Raw genomic sequence first — 17,274 nt, 5'->3', positions numbered from 1 at the left:
CTTCCGCCCATCGCGAGACATCCCATGTCCCATGCCCTCAGCCGGGGTGCCCGAACTGTCGCCAGGGAGCTGATCACCGTGCTGGTGACGATCCTCGGCCTGCTCGCTGTCACCTTCTTCATCGCCCGGGTCATGCCGGTCGATCCGGTCCTCGCGGTCGTGGGGGACAATGCAAGACCGGATGTCTACGAAAAGGCGCGCCAGGATATGGGGCTCGACAAGCCCGTCCTCGTGCAGTTCTGGCTTTATCTCCAGAAAGTGGTGCAGGGTGATTTCGGCAAGTCGGTCCTGACCTCGAACCTCGTCATCGAGGATATCAAGCGGGTCTTCCCGGCCACACTGGAACTGGCGACGCTGGGCACGTTGATCGGCATTTGCCTCGGCATCCCGCTCGGCGTGCTGGCGGCGACGAAACAGGGGCGATGGCCCGACCATATCGCCCGGTTCATCGGGCTTTTCGGCTATTCCATCCCGATCTTCTGGCTTGGCCTGATGGGCCTGCTGATCTTCTATGCCAAGCTGGGCTGGGTTTCCGGCCCCGGGCGGATTGCGGTGTCCTACCAGGATTTCGTGCAGCCCATTACCGGGGTTCTCCTGCTGGATTGCGCGTTGCAGGGCGAATGGGATGCGTTCCGGAACGCCGTCTCGCATCTCGTCCTGCCCTCGGCCGTGCTGGGCCTGTTCTCGACGGCCTATATCAGCCGCATGACACGCTCCTTCATGATCACCGAGCTGCAGCAGCCCTATGTCATGACGGCGCGGGTCAAGGGGCTGAGCGAGCGCCGCGTGGTCTGGGGCCATGCGCTGCGCAACGCGATCGTGCCGCTGCTGACTGTGATCGCATTGTCCTATGCCAACCTGCTCGAAGGCTCGGTGCTGACCGAAACTGTCTTCGCCTGGCCGGGCCTCGGCCGCTACATCACCAATTCCCTGCTCAATGCGGACATGAATGCCGTGCTGGGAGGAACCATCGTCGTCGGGCTGATCTTCGTCGGCATCAACCTGCTGAGCGACATGATCGGGCGGGCCTTCGACCCGCGGGCGAGGTAAGTCATGGCCGGTCTCTATGCCTACTTGACGACAGAAACCCCGGCCTCGCGGCGGCAGGCCCGGATCGGGCAGGCCTACCGGCAATGGCTGGCGCTGCGGAAAAACCCGCTTGCGCTGATCGGGCTGATCATTGTGGTGGCATTACTGCTGATCGCGGCCTTCGCGCCGCTGATCGCGCCTTATGACCCGCTGGCCCAGAACCTGTCGCAGCGCCTGCTGCCGCCCTCAGCGACGCACTGGTTCGGCACGGATGCGCTGGGGCGCGACATTTTCAGCCGGATCATCCATGGCGCGCGGATCACCCTCGCCATCGTCGTGCTGGTCGTGATCTCGGTCGGACCTGTCGGGCTGATGATCGGTACCGTGGCCGGCTATTTCGGTGGCTGGGTGGATACCGTGCTGATGCGCGTGACCGATGTGTTCCTGGCCTTTCCGCGCCTGGTGCTGGCTTTGGCCTTTGTGGCCGTGCTGGGGCCGGGCATCGAGAATGCCGTGATCGCCATTGCCTGCACGGCCTGGCCTCCCTATGCCCGGGTGGCCCGGGCGGAGACGCTGGTCATCCGCAATGCCGATTACATCGCCGCGGTCCGGCTGCAGGGCGCAGGGCATGGACGGATCATTCTCAAGCATGTCGTGCCGATGTGCCTTTCGTCGGTCATTGTCCGGACCACGCTGGACATGGCCGGCATCATCCTCACGGCGGCCGGTCTCGGCTTTCTCGGCCTCGGCGCGCAGCCGCCCTTGCCGGAATGGGGCGCGATGATCGCCACCGGGCGCGAGTTCATCTTCGACCAATGGTGGGTCGCGGCCTTTCCGGGCCTCGCCATCTGCCTTGTCGCGCTCGGCTTCAACCTGCTCGGGGATGGCCTGCGGGACGTTCTCGATGCCCAGTGAGGAGCGGCGAATGACCGAAGAACCGCCTCTCGTCGAGGTCAGCAATCTCCGGGTCCGGTTCCATACGCCAACCCGCATTGTCGAGGCTGTGCGCGGCCTGTCCTTCAGCCTTGGCCGCGAGAAGCTGGCAATTGTCGGCGAATCCGGTTCCGGCAAGTCGATGACCGGCCGGGCCCTGCTTGATCTCGTGCCATGGCCCGGCGAAGTGCAGGCCGATGCGATGCGCTTCAAGGGGCAGGACCTCATCGGCATGTCGGGCGAGGCCCGGCGGCGCCTGCGCGGGCGCCATCTCTCCATGGTGATGCAGGATCCGAAATTCTCGCTCAACCCGGTGATGAGTGTGGGCCGGCAGATCGCCGAGGCGTACCAGCTGCATCGCCGGGCCGGCAAGAGCGAGGCCCGGGACCGGGCGCTGGCGATGCTCGAGGATGTGCTGATCCGGGAGCCCGCGCGCGTCTTCGATCTTTACCCGCATGAAGTGTCGGGCGGGATGGGACAGCGCGTGATGATCGCGATGATGCTGATCGGCGAACCGGATGTCCTGATCGCCGACGAACCGACCTCGGCGCTCGATGTGACGGTGCAGGCGCAGATCCTCGACATTCTCGAAAAACTGGTGACCGATCGCGGCATGGGGCTGATCTTCATCAGCCATGACCTGCCGCTGGTCTCCGCCTTCTGCGATCGGGTGATCGTAATGTATGGCGGCCGGGTTATGGAAAGCCTGCCGGCGCGGGAACTGGCGAAGGGCCAGCATGCCTATACGCGCGGGCTGCTGGGCTGCCTGCCCGATCTCGACCGGCCGGTCCGGCGGCTGGCGACCCTGCAGCGCGATGAGTCCTGGCTGCGGGGAGGCTGAGATGGGACCCGGTTCGATTATCGTCCGCAACCTCAACGTGCGCTTCGGCGAGGCGCATGTTCTCAAGGACGTGTCCTTCATGGTCGGATCCGGAGAAAGCTTCGGCCTTGTCGGCGAATCCGGCTCGGGAAAATCCACCGTCCTGCGCGTCCTGTCAGGCCTCAACCGGAACTGGGACGGTGTGGTGGAGATCGACGGGAATCCCCTGCCGCAGCGGCCAGACAAGGCGTTCTTCCGCTCGGTGCAGATGGTGTTCCAGGACCCGTTCGCCAGCCTCCATCCCCGCATGACGATCGATGCGATCCTTGCCGAGCCGCTGGCCATCCACGGGCTCGACCAGCCGGACCGGCGGATCGAACGCGCGCTGGCGGAGGTTGGGCTGGATGGCGGCTTCCGCTTCCGGTTTCCGCATCAATTGTCGGGCGGGCAACGCCAACGTGTGGCGATTGCGCGGGCGCTGATCCTCGAGCCGCGGATCCTGCTGCTGGACGAGCCGACCTCGGCGCTGGATGTCTCGATCCAGGCCGAAGTGCTGAACCTGCTCCAGGACCTCAAGCTTCGGCTCGGCCTGACCATGCTGCTGGTCAGCCACAACCTCGCCGTGGTTGGCCATATGTGCAGCCGCGTGGCGGTGATGAAGCTTGGCCGGATTGTCGAGGAAGCCGATATCGAGTCCCTGCGCAAGCAGGGCGGGCAGGATGCCTATACGCAGGAACTGATCGCTGCTTCACGGCGTGTCGCCCTCGCCTCCGCCTGAGGCTCAGGGCGGGTTGGCACCCACGGCGCCCAGCGGCGGCACGAGTTCGCTGCCCTGATAGATCAGGCCGGGCTCACGGTCCTTCGCCAGCAGGAGCGGGCCGTCAAGATCGACGAATTCCGCGCCCTGCGCGAGAAGGATGGCCGGCGCCATGGCGAGCGATGTGCCGAGCATGCAGCCGACCATGATCTTCAGACCCCGCGCCCGGGCGGCATCGCGCAATTCCAGCGCGTCGGTCAGGCCGCCGGTCTTGTCGAGCTTGATGTTGATCGCATCATACCAGGGCGGAAGATGGCCGAGGCTGGCGGCATCATGGATGCTTTCATCGGCGCAGATGACAATCGGCGTGCGGATATCCGCCAGCGCGGCATCCTCTCCCGCCGGCATGGGCTGCTCGATCAGCGCAACGCCGGCCCTCTCGCAGGCCGCGAGATTGGCGCCAAGCGTTTCCCGGTGCCAGGCCTCGTTCGCATCGACAACAAGCGTCGAAGCCGGCGCGCCGGCACGCACGGCAGCGAGCCGCTCGGCATCGCCCTCGCCGCCGAGCTTGATCTTCAGCAGCGGGCGTGCAGAAGCCTTGCGTGCCGCCTCGAACATGGTGTCCGGCGTCCCGAGGCTCAGCGTGTAGGCGGTGGTGACGGGCCGGGGCGGCGGCAGGCCGGCAAGCTGATGCAGCGGCAGGCCGGCCCGGCTCGCCTCGAGCTGCCAGAGCGCACAATCCAGCGCATTGCGGGCGGCGCCGGCGGGCAGGAGCGTGCGGATCCCGGCGCGGCTCACGCCGGCCTCGATCTGCGGGCGCAAGGCCTCCAGGGCTGCGACGACCCCCTCGATGCTCTCGCCATAGCGCGCATAGGGCACGCATTCGCCATGGCCGATGGCCGGCCCCTCCTGCAACGCGACCACCACGACCACCGCTTCGGTGCGGCTACCGCGCGAAATGGTGAATGTGCCGGCGATCGGCCAGCGTTCAACGCGGATATCGAGCTTCGGCATCAGCGGGCCTTCCCGTTTTCAGAATGCGGAAACTCCGCAAGAACCTGATCGATGATCGATTCCACGCCGAAGCGGATCGGATCGGTCGCGGGCAGTTTATGGCGGTCGGCGGTTTCCGCAATCAGGGCGCGGGCCTCCGCTTCGCCAAGCTTCTCGGTGTTTATGGCGATGCCAACCGGGCGGATGCCCGGATTGGTGAGCGACCCGCAGCGGATTGTCAGGTCGATCACGTCGGCAATGCCTGGCAGCGTTTGCTTGACGCCGCGCATCGTGGTGCGGGTCGGTTCATGGCAGACCACGAAGGCATCCGGCTGGGCCCCATGCAGCAGGCCGAGGCTGACGCCGGCGAAGGACGGGTGGAACAGAGAACCCTGACCCTCGACCAGGTCCCAATGGGTCTCGGCAGCCGCCGGGCAGATCCATTCAACCGCGCCGGAGATGAAATCCGCCACCACGGCATCAATGGCCACGCCACGGCCGGAGATGAAAACGCCGGTCTGGCCGGTCGCCCGGAAATCGGCATCCATGCCGCGTGCGCGCATGCCGCGCTCGAGCGCCAGCGCGGTGTATTTCTTGCCGACCGAGCAATCCGTGCCGACGGTGAGCAGGCGCAGGCCGGGCCGCTTCGTGCCCTTGCCGGTATCGAAGCGCTGGTCCGAATGCCGGACATCCAGCAATTGTCGTCCGTGACGGGACGCCGCCTCGCGGATCTCCGGCTTCGAGCCGAGCCGGGTATGCAGGCCGCTGGCCACATCCATCCCGGCCTCGATGGCGGCGACGATCTCGGCCGTCCAGTGATCCGGCAGGATGCCGCCCGCATTGGCCACGCCGACGATCAGCGTCCGGGCCCCCTTGCCCGCTGCTTCGGCAATCGACATCTCCGCGATGCCGAGATCGGCCTTGCAGCCCGGCAGGCGCCGCTGGCCCAGGCACCATTCGGGTCGCCAGTCGACAATGCCATGAGCCGTCTTGGCGGCAAGCTGATCTCCGACATCGCCGAGGAACATCAGATAGGGAGGGGTAACGAGCATGGGTCCGGTCCTTGCTGGAACATGGCCGGATCATGCTCGCGAGACGCCTCCGAGGCCAATGCAAGTTTCGCAAGGCCCCGGGAGCAGAAGGCCCACGTAGCTGCCCGGTCCGGCGCCGTCGAGACCGGCGAGGCGATGACGGCTCCGTTGTCGATGCAAAATTTGCATTGGCCATGGCGAGGCCCGCGCCCCTACGATAGAGAGCACAGGACAGGGCCGGTCCCGCCCGGTCGAACGTGGAGACAACACGGATGGAGATCCGGTGGCTTCAGGATTTTCTGGCGGTCGCGGAAACCGGGAACTTCACCCGGGCGGCCGCCTTGCGGAACACGTCGCAGGCGGCCTTCAGCCGGCGGATCCAGCAGCTTGAATCCTGGTTCGGCGTGCCGCTCATCGACCGCTCGATCCTGCCGACGCAACTCACCCGCGAGGGCGAGCAGTTCCGCGTCATGGCGAGCCGGCTGCTGGCCGAGATCCTCGATGCCCGGGCCGACCTGCAGGGTATGCCGGACCAGCGGCCGGACCATCTCCGGATCGGGCTGCCTTTCGCGCTGGCCACGGCGCGGTTCCCGGCCTGGTGGTCGGAATGGGGCCGCGATCTCCGGCTCACCGCCGCGCTGACCGTTGGCAATGTGCATGATCTCGGAATCGGGCTTCTCTCGGGCGCGACCGAGTTGATGATCTGCTTCCATGCCGCGCAGCAGCCGATCCATCCCGAACCGGAACGGGTCGATGCCATCGAGATCGAGACCGACTTCCTGCGCCCCTTCATCAGCCCGGCCTTGCTGCGCCGCGAGGGTTATGCCCTGCCGGGCGAGAAACAGACGCCTTTACCGCTGCTGATGTATTCGAGCGGGGTCTATTTCTCGCGCCTGGTTGATCTGATCATCGAGAATGCCGGCGGCCTTCCCAACGGGCACCGCGTTATCGAGAACGACATGGCTGATGTGCTCCGGGACATGGCGATTGCCGGGCATGGTATTGCCTGGTTGACGGAAAGCACCGTGGCCGCCGGCCCGGCAGATTCGCTGGTGCCGATCGGCGGGGCGCGCTGGTCGATGCCGCTCTCGGTGATGGCCTTCCGGGACCGGGCAAACCCGAATGCCGCCGTGGCCCGGCTCTGGAGCCTGCTGAGCCGGAAGCGGGCGGGCCCGGCCCAGACACGGTCTCGGCCAAATCTCGTTGCCGCACGCCCCAGGCCGGGGCCGTCACCATGACCGGCACCGCATTCCGGACTGCCTGCCCCACCATTCCCGTCTGCCCGAAGGACCTGCCATGACCCGCCTGCATGCTCCCCGCATCGTCTATGTCAACGGGGCGTTCCTGCCCTTCGAGGAAGCCCGGATCCCGATCATGGATCGCGGCTTCCTGTTCGGTGACGGCATCTACGAGGTAACTGCTGTGCTGGAGGGGCGGCTGATCGACAACGACCCGCATCTCCTCCGGCTGGACCGCTCCCTTGCCGGGATCGGCATCCGCAACCCCTATTCCCTCGCGGAATGGACGGCGATCCAGCGCCAATTGATGCGCGACAACGCGCTGGAAGAGGGGCTGATCTATATCGAGGTGACACGGGGCGTCTACGAACGCGAGTTCACCTGCCCGCCGGATATTCCACCGACTGTGGTGATGTTCACGCAGGTCAAGCCTGTCCGGGACAATCCCAACCTGACGCGAGGCGCGGCGATCATCACCGTGCCGGATCTCCGCTGGGCCCGGCGGGACATCAAGTCCACTGCCCTGCTCGCGCAGGTGCTGGCCAAGCAGGAGGCCAAGGCCGCCGGCGTGGCCGAGGCCTGGATGGTGGAAGATGGCTTCGTCACGGAGGGCGCCTCCTCGACGGCCTTCCTCGTGACCGAGAATGACGAGATCATCACCCGACCCCTGTCACAGGCTGTGCTGCCCGGAATCACCCGGATGGCCATCATCGACGTAGCCAAGGCGATTGGGCTGCGGCTTGTCGAGCGACCCTTCTCGGTCGAAGAGATCGCGACAGCACGCGAGGCTTTCTTCACCAGCGCCTCGACCATTGCGATGCCGGTGGTGCAGGTCGACGGCCGGCAGGTCGGCGGCGGCCAGCCGGGACCGGTGGTGCGGGCCTTGCGCGAACGCTACCTCGCCGCAGTGATGGAGCAGCCGCGCGAGGACGCCCGCTAGGCGAGGCGTTCCCGCGCCTCCTTGGCCACGGCCTCGGCCGTGATCCCGAAATGGCGATAGAGTTCATCCGCCGGGCCTGAGGCGCCGAAGCCCGTCATGCCGACAAAGCCGCCCTCCTCGCCGATCCAGCGTTCCCAGCCGAATTTCACGGCCGCCTCGACGGCGACGCGCACAGTGCCGGGGCCGAGCACCGCCTGCCGGTACGCGCGGTCCTGCGCCTCGAACAGGCTCCAGCAGGGCATGGATATCGCAGCGGTGCCGATGCCTTCCGCCTCGAGGATGGCCCGGGCCGCCAGCGCGATCTGCACTTCCGAGCCGGTCGAGAGCAGGGTGACGCGGCGCGGGCCAGCTTCCGCCTCGGCCAGGATATAGGCCCCGCGTGCCGAGCGGTTCTCGGCGCCGCCATCCCGCCGCAGCTGCGGCAGGCTCTGCCGGGCGAAGACAAGCGAGACCGGGCCAGTGCGGTGTTCCAGGGCGATTTCCCACGCCTCCGCCGCCTCGACCGCATCGCAGGGGCGGAGGACCAGCATGTTCGGCATGGCCCGCAGCGAGGCGATAATCTCGACCGGCTGGTGGGTCGGCCCGTTCTTGCCGATGCCGATGGAATCATGGCTGAAGACGAAACGGACCGGCAGGCCCATCAGCGCCGCCATCCGCATGGCCGGCCGCTCGTAATCCGAGAAGGGCAGATAAGTGACCGCCACCGGGATGAAGCCGCCATGTGCCGCCATTCCATTGGCCAGCGCGCCCATCGCATGTTCCCGCACGCCGCAATGGATGTATCGTCCGGCCGGATGCTCCGCCGTGAAGGCGGCGAGCTGGCGTTTGTGGTTGGTCGGCGCCTCGAGATCGGCGCAGCCTGTCATCATCTCGGGCAGGATTTCATAGAGCGCGCCGGCGATGGTGCCGGAAGCAGCGATCGAGAATTCCGGCTGACCGGCTGCGGCTGACTCGGCCTTGAGCCGGTGCAGCGCATCGCGCCAGCCCGATTGCAACCGACCCTCGACGCGGCGGGTGAATTCCTCCCGCAGCGCCGCAGGGGCGGCATCAAGCCGGGCCTGCCACAGGCGGGATGCCTCGGCGCCACGAAGCCCGGTTGCGCGCCAGGCCGAAGCGACCGGGGCGGGAATGTCGAAGCTGCCGCCGGTCCAGCCGAACCGGGCAGCCATGGCGGCGCGATCCTCGGGGAAAAGCTTGCCGGAATGCCCGCCACGCTGGCCCTCCAGCCGCGGCACGCCGCGGGCAATCACCGTGCGGCAAGCGATCATCGAGGGGCGGGGGTCAGCCTTGGCTGCCGCAATGGCGGCGTCGATCGCTGCCATGTCGTGGCCGTCGATCTCCACGACGTGCCAACCGGCCACGCGGAAGCGCTCCGCCACATTCTCGGAAATCGAGAGCGTGGTCGCCCCGTCATCGGTGATGGCGTTGTCATCCCAGAAGAAGGTGAGATGACCGAGCCGGAGATGGCCGGCCAGCTGGATCACCTCCTGCCCCACGCCTTCCTGCAGGCAGCCGTCGCCGACAAAGGCCCAGGTCCGGTGGTTGACGAGATCCTCGCCGAAACTGGCGCGAAGATGGGCCTCGGCGATCGCCATGCCGAGGGCATTGGCAATGCCCTGGCCGAGCGGGCCGGTCGTCGTCTCGATCCCGGCCGGCGGGTCATATTCCGGATGGCCGGCACAGGGCGAGCCGAGCTCGCGGAAGCGCTTTACCGCGTCCAGCGAGATGTGGTGGTAGCCCGAGAGATGGAGCAATGCGTAAAGCAGCATCGAGCCATGGCCGTTCGACAGGACCACGCGGTCGCGGTCCGGCCAGAGCGGGTTGGCGGGGTCGAAACGCAGATGCCGGGCATAAAGTACCGTCGCGATCTCGGCCATGCCGAGCGGTACGCCCTGATGCCCCTCGCCCGCCGCGAGAATGGCATCGACCGCGAGGAAGCGGATGGCATGCGCCATGGCCTCGGCGGGGAGGGAGCGGGCATCCGGCTGGGTGTTCATAGGTTTCCTCGGCGCGAAGGCCAGTGATCGGACCCCCGCCGGGCGGCAGGGCCATGGCCTTTCCTGTTGCCGCATCGTGCAATCCGTCTTCGCCGAGAACAAGGGTCTTCGAAAGCCAGCCATACGATGATTCATCACGTGGCTCTCCGGGCTGGTTCTTCACTGGCCGCCTTGTGCTGCCGTGACCCCGGCTTTTCATCCGGTTGTGGCAGAGGATCACGGCCGCTTCGCGCCGCCATGGCGGTCGCTCAGATTCAACGAGGCAATGCCCTGAAGCGGACATGCACAAACGATCGGCGCGGTATCGCCTGCGTTCCCGTGCTCCGTTAGGCTCAAGGAACAACGCTGCTGACAGGGGGATCGCAACCGCACCTATATGGCGGGCACGTGTCCTATCTGCGCACTGCGAGCCGTTCCGAAATGGCGAAGGATGTCCGTAGCTTCTTCGATACCGCGCCGTGAACTCACAGCACAGCACGTTGCGAAGCTAGACTTCCCGATAAATGCTTCGAACGAGCTGGACCAAGGATCTCTCGATGCGATCCCATGTCGACGGGACATGAGCGGGCAGTCCGATGACGGTGTCCGTGTTTCGGCCGGCAAGGACGATCTGGCTGCTGGCGGCGATCAGAAGCGCGTTCACAGCGGACGCATCGATGCCAGCGGGTGGCACAAGATTGCCCCGCATGCGTGCCATCCAATCGCCCAGCATGCGTGTACGGGATGCCGAGAGGGATCTTGCAAAGTTTTCGGAACCGGTGAGTTCCCAGAGCAGGGATTGCTGCGCAAGCGGTTCCGTTCGCATGATGTGAAGCAATCGCAGGGCAAGTCGTTCGATGAGGTCGGCATAGCTCGTCGCGGGCTGTTCCGGCAACGTCTCGAGGAGCTTCTCCTGCCACCATTGCGCCAGTCGGATACCAAGCGCTTCCAGCAGCCCATCCAGACCGCCAAAATAGCGATAGATCAGCTGCTTATCGACACCTGCCTCTCGCGCGACCACATTGACGCCAAAGCCGCCCGGCCCGGCAGCGAGCAAGATGGCCTGAGCCGCCTCGAGGATCCGCGCCTCTGTCGCCCGCCGATCGCGGCTACGCCCGGTGTCTTCGCCTGGGTTCCGCTCGGTCAATGTTGTTGTCCCCCTCACGTCACCAACCAGTGATATTCGAGCTCAACCGAAACGGCAATCAGGCCTGCAGTCACATCACCGATTGGTGACTTGACGTATCACCAGTCGGTGACTTACAGATGTCACCGAACAGAGACATTTGCCGCCGTCACATCTGGCTGGCCTGACATTCATGACATGAGGGACTCATCGTGACTCACAAAGCGCGCATTCTCGGCCTTTCCACCATTGCCCTGGCCATCGGCTTCAACCTGCCGTATGCGCATCTCGCGACGGTCTTCGACTATCCCGACATCCTTCGGCGTCCGGCGGGCGAGGTCCTGGCCCGCTTTGCTGACGGCGGAGCATCCCTGGTCCTGACCTGGCACGCCTTCGCCTGGGCTGCCCTGTTGTTGACGCCGCTGACGGTCGCGCTCGCCTTGACAGCCGAGAACAGGGCCTCGTCCGAGCGCCTTGCGTTTCTCGCGGCCATCACGGGCGCATTGTCCGGAATAGCCCAGGCCATGGGGCTTTGGCGGTGGGTCTTCGTGGTGCCCGGCCTTGCACGAAACCATCAGGGTGGTGATGCGTCGGCGCGGGCCAGCGCCGAATCCACCTTTGCAACCCTGAATGCCTATGGCGGTGTCGCAATCGGCGAGCATCTGGGCCAATGGCTGCTCGTCTTCTTTGTTCTGGCTCTGTCGACGATCCAGTGGCGGCAGCAACGACGCCTGTCCGGCGGCACGGGGTTTCTCACCGCTTCGGCGATTGCGATCGGCACGACCGAAGGGCTTGCGATCGCACTCGGCCGAGATGGAGATCTGTTTTCCCTCTTCACCATCGCCGGGTTCCTCGGCCTGACGGCCTGGCTCATGCTGATTGGCATCCGTCTTTTGCCAGGCACACGCAACGATTCCGCGCCAGTTTCGGAGAACCGGGATCACGGAGGCTGAATGTCGTGTTTCTGTTCCCGCACCGGCAGCTTCGCGCGCGGCCACGCACCGGACGATTGACCGAATCCTGATGGCGTAAGGGGTTTGCAGGTCTCAGCGGGAGGTCACGATCCCTGGTCACTCCTGGCGATCATCGTCGTCGCGCTTCCAAACCCGAAGATGTGGCGGAATGGCCCAAGCTTTCGAACGGCGACGGCGCGAAAGCCCTCGCGTTCGTACAGTTGCCGGGCCCGCGGGTTCGTATCGATGACATCGAGACGCACCGACGAACATCCGTGGGCCCTGGCTTTTTGTTTGATCGCGTTCAGGAGGAAGGTGCCCACGCCTTGCCCTCTCGCGCGCTCTGTCACAAAGATTCCGTCCATCAGCAGCGTGCCAGCCTGGGGCTTCCGCATCAGAAGGGAAAGAATCGCCCCGCGCCAGACAGCCCCGACAAATCCAAAATGCCGCCTCAGGACCTTGAAATCGATGCTGAAGAATGCCCCCATCGGCGTCTTGTAGCCAGCGACGCCAAGCAGTTCTCCATCCCTTCCGCGTGCGACAATCGATGAAGCGGGGTTGAGCAGCTCTGACAGCAGGGCAATCGCCTTGTCGGGCGGGCCGATGGCAACACCCAACTTTGGGCCGAATGCAGCCCAGTACATCCGGGCGATCTCGTTTCTGTCTTGATCCGGGAACCCGTCAAATACAGCAAGAGATGGCTCGACTTCGTTGTTGGCAGAGTTCATGGGGCAACCTTGGTGCTTCAATCTCGCGGATATGCGGAATCGGCACGCTTCAGAAATGGTAGTTGAGGCCGACCTTTGCCGTCAGGTTGCCCGAACGGACCTTGGTCGCTCCGCCGGGGAGCGTCACGCGGGACTCGCCGAAGGCGGCGTAATCGACCTCGCCCTTGAGAGAAATCGCCCGGGTCAGTTTCTGCTCGATGCCGACGCCAACCAGAAACCCGGCGCGCGTGAGGTCCTTGCGGCCCCGCGGTGTCAGGCCCACTGCCGGGCTATGCAGCCGGGTCTGGGCGATTGCCACGCCCGTCATTGCATAGACAAGCGTCGAGCCGAAGGCATAGCCCGCCCGGACCTTGACCGCATGCCGGGCATTCTGCTCGGCGGACAGATGGGTCGTCGACTTCTTCCGGTCGGTCGTGCCAAGGCTGCTTTCTGCTTCGACACCGTAGACGACATTGCCGGACTGAAAGTTGTAGCCAGCCTGGATTCCGAAGGTGGCACCGGAGAGCGATTGTGTGTTGTTCTTGCCAGAAAAATTGAGTGCGGGGATATTCGGGGTCGCACCCGAGCTCTTGAACCCCCGACCGATCAGACCACCATGAATGCCGAGATAGGCCCCGGACCAGTCGGTTGCGCGCGTGGGGTTGGCAGCCATGGCCGGATCGACACGCCGGCTTGCGGTCACGGGATCCGCGGCATGGGCCGGCATCTGGAAAACGGGAGAGCCTGCGCAACACGCGCCGAGAAGCGCAGCGGCAACAGCTTTGGCTTGGGTGGTCATCAATCATTCCTAACATGTGTTCGGGTGGCCTGAATGGCGACCCGGCTCCGAGGAGGACGCTGCCCGCCACCTGCATCGCTTCCGTGGAAATCTCGACCGAACGCGTTTGTTCGGACACCCATCATGTCCGAGCCGGCCCGCTCGGACATGCGAGCCCGATGGAATGCCGGTGTTCGATTGACCCAAAGGACCGGGACTGTGCTAGGAGCCTGCCGCCGGACCATACGAGACGAGAACCGATGCCTCCGCAGAACACGCTGATCGGTCAGATCTTCATTGGCGCACTCATTCTCCACCAGATCTTCGTCGTTGTGCTGCTGCTGGTGCGAAGGGAAGACCGGAAAGACCACTCGCTGGCCATGGCCGTCTTTTTCGGGGCCAACCTCCAGACGAGCATCCCGGTTTTCCTTGGCTATTTCTGGCCGGGGCTACCGCCGATCGTCATTGGCAACATAGCCTTTCCGTTCGTCATGCTGCTGGGCCCTGCTGTCTTCTTCTATGCCCGCGCGCTGGTCAGCCCGAGCATCGTGCAATTGCAGCGGAAGGACTGGCGGCACCTGCTCCCGTTCTTCATCTCGATTCCAACCGTTCTCCTGCTCATGATCTTCGCGAGCAATGGTTCCATCGAGCAAGGAAGCCCCGCATTCTCGCAGGGTGCCGTCATCATCTATGCGTCGCTCAGCCTCACGTTGATCGCGCTCTTCATTGTTGCGACAAGCTGGTACGTGATCCGCATCGTACGGTTGCTGGCCCGGTATCGACGCAGCCGTTTCGACTATTTCTCATCGTTGCAGGGGCGGAGCCTGACCTGGTTCGAATGGATGATCGGGGCCCTGACCGTGATCTGGGTCATCAATGTTGTTATTCTGCTCGACGACACATTGATCGGAGCGCTCGGGTTCTCGAATGACCTCGAGGCGGGGATCGAGGCAGCATGGGTCTACGTGTTTTCGTTGATGGTGCTCTGGCAGCCGGCCATTTTCACGCCACGACCGGCCAAGGAATTCGATCCTCAGGACTCCGCTGATCAATTGGACGATCGGCAAAGTGGTGCGACCAAATATAGTCGATCGGGTCTCGACAAAGAACGAATTCAGCGGATCAGACAAAAACTTGATCGATCCATGAGCGACGAAAAACTCTATCGGAATCACAACATCACGTTGAGAAATTTGTCAGATATTACAATAATACCAGAAAATTATATCAGTCAAACGCTCAATATGGAACTGAATTCCAATTTTTATGACTATATAAATTCCTGGCGGGTCAAAGAGGCTTGTGAATTGCTCATCGGGACGAGCAAGAGCATCATCGAGATTGGTGAGGATGTTGGCTTCAATTCAAGATCAACATTCAACCTTGCCTTCAAGAAGCAAACCGGTTTTGCGCCGTCCGAATACCGGGCCACGCAAAAAAGAGAGCAGGTCTCTTGATGAATGACCCGTCGGGAGACGCGATGCCCCGAAAGAATGCAGGCACATTGCATGTCGCCTCAAGCCGAGGCCAACAAGGCGCGCGGCAATCAACAATTGGCGATGGCGGCCGGTGAAGCAAAGCGAACCCCAAACAGCAAAAAACCGGCCTTTCGGGCCGGTTTTTGGGTACTTGCGGTTGGTGCCGAAAGTCAATTTGGTGCCCAGGAGAGGACTCGAACCTCCACGGCTTTCACCACTGGTACCTGAAACCAGCGCGTCTACCAATTCCGCCACCTGGGCAACGGCGCCTCAATGCCGGCCCGCGCGGCGATTGTCAACCGGCTCTGTTCTTCTTGATAAGGTCGTTGTGATTGATCGACGACGACGAAAGGACTAGAGCAGCGGAGCACCCGGGAGAATGAGGTTGGCATCCATGACGCACGGTTCGCGGCTCGTCACGATTTTCGGTGGTTCCGGCTTTGTCGGCCGGCATCTGGTCCGGGCGCTGGCCCGCGAGGGCTGGAGGATCCGCGTTGCTGTGCGCCGGCCGGACCTTGCCGGCCATCTCCAGCCGCTGGGCGCCGTCGGGCAGATCCATGCCGTGCAGGCCAACCTGCGCTACCGTGATTCGGTTGCGCGGGCTTTGCAGGGCGCGGATGCGGCGGTGAACCTTGTCGGCATCCTCGCGGAGAGCGGCCGGCAGAGTTTCAATGCCGTGCAGGCGCAGGGTGCGCGAGCCGTGGCGGAAGAGGCGGCGAAAGCCGGCATCGCCCGGTTCGTCCAGCTGTCCGCCATTGGCGCCGATGCTGATTCGGCCGCGGCCTATGCGCGCACCAAGGCGCAGGGCGAGGCCTTCGTCCGGGCTGCCATCCCGGAGGCCGTGATCCTGCGGCCCTCGATCGTGTTCGGTCCGGAGGACCAGTTCTTCAACCGCTTTGCGCGGATGGCGCAGTTCCTGCCGTTCCTGCCGCTGATCGGCGGCGGAGAGACGCGGTTCCAGCCCGTCTTTGTGGGCGATGTGGCCCTGGCGGCGGCGAAGGCGCTGGATGGCAGCGCCCGTGCCGGCACGACCTACGAACTGGGCGGGCCGGATATCCGCAGCTTCAAGGCGCTGCTCGAATACATCCTCACCGTGACGCATCGCCGCCGCCTGCTTCTGCCGGTGCCGTTCCCGCTGGCGCGGCTGCAGGCCAGCGTGCTGGAAGCGCTGCCCGGCAAGATGCTGACGGTCGATCAGGTGACGATGCTCGAGACCGACAATGTCGTCAGCTCGGTGGCGGAAGCCGAGGGCCGCACGCTGGCCGGTCTCGGCATCAGCCCGGCATCCTTCGAGGCGATTGTCCCGACCTATCTCTATTCGTTCCGGCCGCATGGCCAGTTCGACCGGCCCGAATCCGCAGGCTGATCAGCCCGGCAGGGCCAGCACGCGATCCGGCGGGGTATGGCCGTCGATGAAGGTCTTGATATTGATGATGACCTTCTCGCCCATCTCGTTCCGGCTTTCGACCGTGGACGACCCCATATGCGGCATCAGCGCGACCTTGCCCAGTTCTGCGAGCCGGATCAGCCGCGCCGAAACAGCGGGCTCGCTCTCGTAGACATCCAGCGCGGCGCCGGCGAGCAGGTCCTGCTCGAGCATGTCCGTCAGCGCCTCGGTATCGACGATCTCGCCGCGCGCCGTGTTCACGAGAATCGCATCCGGCTTGAGCAGGCGCAGGCGGCGGCCGGAAAGCAGGTGAAAGCTTGCCGGCGTGTGCGGACAATGGACAGTGACAATGTCCATCCGCGCGAGCATGCGGTCGAGCGAGTCCCAATAGGTGGCCTGCAACTCCTCCTCGACGCGTTTCGCGGCCGGGCGGCGGTTGTGGTAATGCACCTGCAGCCCGAAGGCGCGGGCGCGCCGGGCCACCGCAAGGCCGATGCGGCCCATGCCGATGATGCCCAGCCGCTTGCCATGGATGCGATGGCCGAGCATCCAGCCAGGCGACCAGCCATGCCATTGCCCGCCGGGAATGACGCGCACGCCCTCGACAAAGCGGCGCGCAACCGCCACGATCAGCGCCATCGTGAAATCGGCCATGTCCTCGGTGAGGACGCCGGGCGTATTGGTAACAGTGATGTGCCGCTTCATGGCTGCAGCGACATCGATATTGTCGGTGCCGTTGCCGAAATTGGCGATCAGCTTCAGCTGGGGCCCTGCCTCGGCAAGCAGCTCGGCATCGATCCGGTCGGTGATGGTCGGCACGAGGACCTTCGCCCGCCGGACAGCCGCCACGAGCGCCTCGCGCGACATCGGCTCGTCGGTTTCATTCCGGACGAGATCAAACAGCTCGGCCATCCGCGTTTCGATGCCCTCGGGCAATCGGCGGGTCAGGATGACAAGCGGTTTCTCCCGGTTCATGAGCGCTCCCGTCCAGTGGCGGCCCATGGGGCACGCTGCCGTTTCGATCTGATTAGCGTGCAATAAACGGGACGTTAACGCGCGTCGACAAAAAACGAAGGGTGACAGGCGGCGCATGCCCCGGACTTGCCGTATTGGCGGGCGAAGCAGGCG

At 64.6% G+C, this 17,274-nt stretch carries 16 protein-coding genes and 1 tRNA gene; 9 read left to right on the top strand and 8 right to left on the bottom strand.

Annotation, left to right across the window (positions count from 1 at the left end; all coding sequences use genetic code 11):
- Positions 1-24 precede the first annotated feature (24 nt).
- The 4 genes from P0652_RS13285 to P0652_RS13270 are packed head-to-tail and all read left to right on the top strand — an operon-like array spanning position 25 to position 3,560.
- The gene (locus tag P0652_RS13285; RefSeq protein WP_284179311.1) at positions 25-1,050 is read left to right on the top strand and encodes an ABC transporter permease; all 1,026 of its coding nucleotides are present in this window, start codon (positions 25-27) and stop codon (positions 1,048-1,050) included.
- A 3-nt stretch (positions 1,051-1,053) separates the two neighbouring features.
- The gene (nikC, locus tag P0652_RS13280) at positions 1,054-1,944 is read left to right on the top strand and encodes a nickel transporter permease (protein ID WP_284179310.1); all 891 of its coding nucleotides are present in this window, start codon (positions 1,054-1,056) and stop codon (positions 1,942-1,944) included.
- A 10-nt stretch (positions 1,945-1,954) separates the two neighbouring features.
- A complete protein-coding gene (locus P0652_RS13275) occupies positions 1,955-2,803 on the top strand; it encodes an ABC transporter ATP-binding protein (RefSeq protein ID WP_284179309.1) in 849 nt (282 codons plus the stop codon).
- Position 2,804: 1 nt separating this feature from the next.
- Positions 2,805-3,560 (top strand): ABC transporter ATP-binding protein, encoded by a 756-nt coding sequence (locus P0652_RS13270; protein WP_284179308.1) that lies wholly within the window; start codon positions 2,805-2,807, stop codon positions 3,558-3,560.
- A 3-nt stretch (positions 3,561-3,563) separates the two neighbouring features.
- Here P0652_RS13270 and dgcA read toward each other — a convergent pair whose 3' ends face one another.
- A complete protein-coding gene (gene dgcA / locus P0652_RS13265) occupies positions 3,564-4,553 on the bottom strand; it encodes an N-acetyl-D-Glu racemase DgcA (protein WP_284179307.1) in 990 nt (329 codons plus the stop codon).
- A complete protein-coding gene (dgcN, locus tag P0652_RS13260) occupies positions 4,553-5,584 on the bottom strand; it encodes an N-acetyltransferase DgcN (RefSeq protein WP_284179306.1) in 1,032 nt (343 codons plus the stop codon). Before dgcN ends, dgcA begins: the two co-directional genes overlap by 1 nt.
- Positions 5,585-5,835: 251 nt before the next feature.
- Between dgcN and P0652_RS13255 the strand changes: the two genes are divergently transcribed.
- Both P0652_RS13255 and P0652_RS13250 read left to right on the top strand, forming a co-directional pair.
- Positions 5,836-6,801, top strand: coding sequence for a LysR family transcriptional regulator (locus P0652_RS13255; protein ID WP_284179305.1), 966 nt, complete (start codon positions 5,836-5,838; stop codon positions 6,799-6,801).
- Positions 6,802-6,859: 58 nt separating this feature from the next.
- Entirely contained in the window at positions 6,860-7,741 is an 882-nt protein-coding gene (locus P0652_RS13250) for a D-amino-acid transaminase (protein WP_284179304.1), read from the top strand.
- Here the strand turns inward: P0652_RS13250 and tkt are convergent.
- Positions 7,738-9,738, bottom strand: a complete 2,001-nt coding sequence (tkt, locus tag P0652_RS13245) for a transketolase (RefSeq protein WP_284179303.1) — start codon at positions 9,736-9,738, stop codon at positions 7,738-7,740. The two genes, P0652_RS13250 and tkt, sit on opposite strands and share 4 nt — an antisense overlap.
- Before the next feature lie 487 nt (positions 9,739-10,225).
- Positions 10,226-10,864: a TetR/AcrR family transcriptional regulator gene (locus P0652_RS13240; RefSeq protein WP_284179302.1), complete on the bottom strand. Its 639-nt coding sequence runs from the start codon at positions 10,862-10,864 to the stop codon at positions 10,226-10,228.
- A gap of 191 nt (positions 10,865-11,055) precedes the next feature.
- Here P0652_RS13240 and P0652_RS13235 point away from each other — a divergent pair, with 191 nt between their 5' ends.
- A complete protein-coding gene (locus P0652_RS13235) occupies positions 11,056-11,796 on the top strand; it encodes a DUF4386 family protein (protein WP_284179301.1) in 741 nt (246 codons plus the stop codon).
- A gap of 104 nt (positions 11,797-11,900) precedes the next feature.
- Here the strand turns inward: P0652_RS13235 and P0652_RS13230 are convergent, their stop codons facing one another.
- A complete protein-coding gene (locus P0652_RS13230) occupies positions 11,901-12,524 on the bottom strand; it encodes a GNAT family N-acetyltransferase (RefSeq protein ID WP_284179300.1) in 624 nt (207 codons plus the stop codon).
- 49 nt (positions 12,525-12,573) lie between these two features.
- Positions 12,574-13,302 carry an outer membrane protein gene (locus tag P0652_RS13225; RefSeq protein WP_284179299.1) on the bottom strand — a complete coding sequence of 243 codons (729 nt, stop codon included), beginning with the start codon at positions 13,300-13,302 and terminating at the stop codon, positions 12,574-12,576.
- Positions 13,303-13,541: 239 nt separating this feature from the next.
- Here P0652_RS13225 and P0652_RS13220 point away from each other — a divergent pair, with 239 nt between their 5' ends.
- On the top strand, positions 13,542-14,738 hold the full coding sequence (locus P0652_RS13220) for a helix-turn-helix domain-containing protein (protein ID WP_284179298.1): 1,197 nt from the start codon (positions 13,542-13,544) through the stop codon (positions 14,736-14,738).
- 197 nt (positions 14,739-14,935) lie between these two features.
- On the opposite strand, the gene P0652_RS13215 is transcribed toward P0652_RS13220, so the two are convergent.
- A tRNA-Leu gene (locus tag P0652_RS13215) sits at positions 14,936-15,020 on the bottom strand.
- A 133-nt stretch (positions 15,021-15,153) separates the two neighbouring features.
- Between P0652_RS13215 and P0652_RS13210 the strand changes: the two genes are divergently transcribed.
- Positions 15,154-16,125 carry a complex I NDUFA9 subunit family protein gene (locus P0652_RS13210; RefSeq protein ID WP_284179297.1) on the top strand — a complete coding sequence of 324 codons (972 nt, stop codon included), beginning with the start codon at positions 15,154-15,156 and terminating at the stop codon, positions 16,123-16,125.
- Here P0652_RS13210 and P0652_RS13205 read toward each other — a convergent pair whose 3' ends face one another.
- Complete coding sequence (locus P0652_RS13205) at positions 16,126-17,121, bottom strand: 2-hydroxyacid dehydrogenase (RefSeq protein WP_284179296.1); 996 nt, start codon at positions 17,119-17,121, stop codon at positions 16,126-16,128.
- Positions 17,122-17,274: the final 153 nt, after the last annotated feature.

It is taken from the genome of Rhabdaerophilum sp. SD176, from assembly GCF_030143245.1.
Lineage (GTDB): Bacteria > Pseudomonadota > Alphaproteobacteria > Rhizobiales > Beijerinckiaceae > Rhabdaerophilum.
The sequence above is the reverse complement of the archived record's forward strand: the minus strand, read 5'-3'. Positions and strand labels throughout refer to the sequence as shown.

Bases quoted from the DNA above. Each gene is read 5' to 3' on its own strand.
- dgcN (WP_284179306.1), bottom strand. From the start codon at position 5,584: ATGCTCGTTACCCCTCCCTATCTGATGTTCCTCGGCGATGTCGGAGAT.
- P0652_RS13210 (WP_284179297.1), top strand. From the start codon at position 15,154: ATGACGCACGGTTCGCGGCTCGTCACGATTTTCGGTGGTTCCGGCTTT.
- P0652_RS13230 (WP_284179300.1), bottom strand. From the start codon at position 12,524: ATGAACTCTGCCAACAACGAAGTCGAGCCATCTCTTGCTGTATTTGAC.
- P0652_RS13285 (WP_284179311.1), top strand. From the start codon at position 25: ATGTCCCATGCCCTCAGCCGGGGTGCCCGAACTGTCGCCAGGGAGCTG.
- tkt (WP_284179303.1), bottom strand. From the start codon at position 9,738: ATGAACACCCAGCCGGATGCCCGCTCCCTCCCCGCCGAGGCCATGGCG.
- P0652_RS13220 (WP_284179298.1), top strand. From the start codon at position 13,542: ATGCCTCCGCAGAACACGCTGATCGGTCAGATCTTCATTGGCGCACTC.
- P0652_RS13255 (WP_284179305.1), top strand. From the start codon at position 5,836: ATGGAGATCCGGTGGCTTCAGGATTTTCTGGCGGTCGCGGAAACCGGG.
- P0652_RS13250 (WP_284179304.1), top strand. From the start codon at position 6,860: ATGACCCGCCTGCATGCTCCCCGCATCGTCTATGTCAACGGGGCGTTC.
- P0652_RS13275 (WP_284179309.1), top strand. From the start codon at position 1,955: ATGACCGAAGAACCGCCTCTCGTCGAGGTCAGCAATCTCCGGGTCCGG.
- P0652_RS13270 (WP_284179308.1), top strand. From the start codon at position 2,805: ATGGGACCCGGTTCGATTATCGTCCGCAACCTCAACGTGCGCTTCGGC.
- P0652_RS13205 (WP_284179296.1), bottom strand. From the start codon at position 17,121: ATGAACCGGGAGAAACCGCTTGTCATCCTGACCCGCCGATTGCCCGAG.
- dgcA (WP_284179307.1), bottom strand. From the start codon at position 4,553: ATGCCGAAGCTCGATATCCGCGTTGAACGCTGGCCGATCGCCGGCACA.
- P0652_RS13225 (WP_284179299.1), bottom strand. From the start codon at position 13,302: ATGACCACCCAAGCCAAAGCTGTTGCCGCTGCGCTTCTCGGCGCGTGT.
- nikC (WP_284179310.1), top strand. From the start codon at position 1,054: ATGGCCGGTCTCTATGCCTACTTGACGACAGAAACCCCGGCCTCGCGG.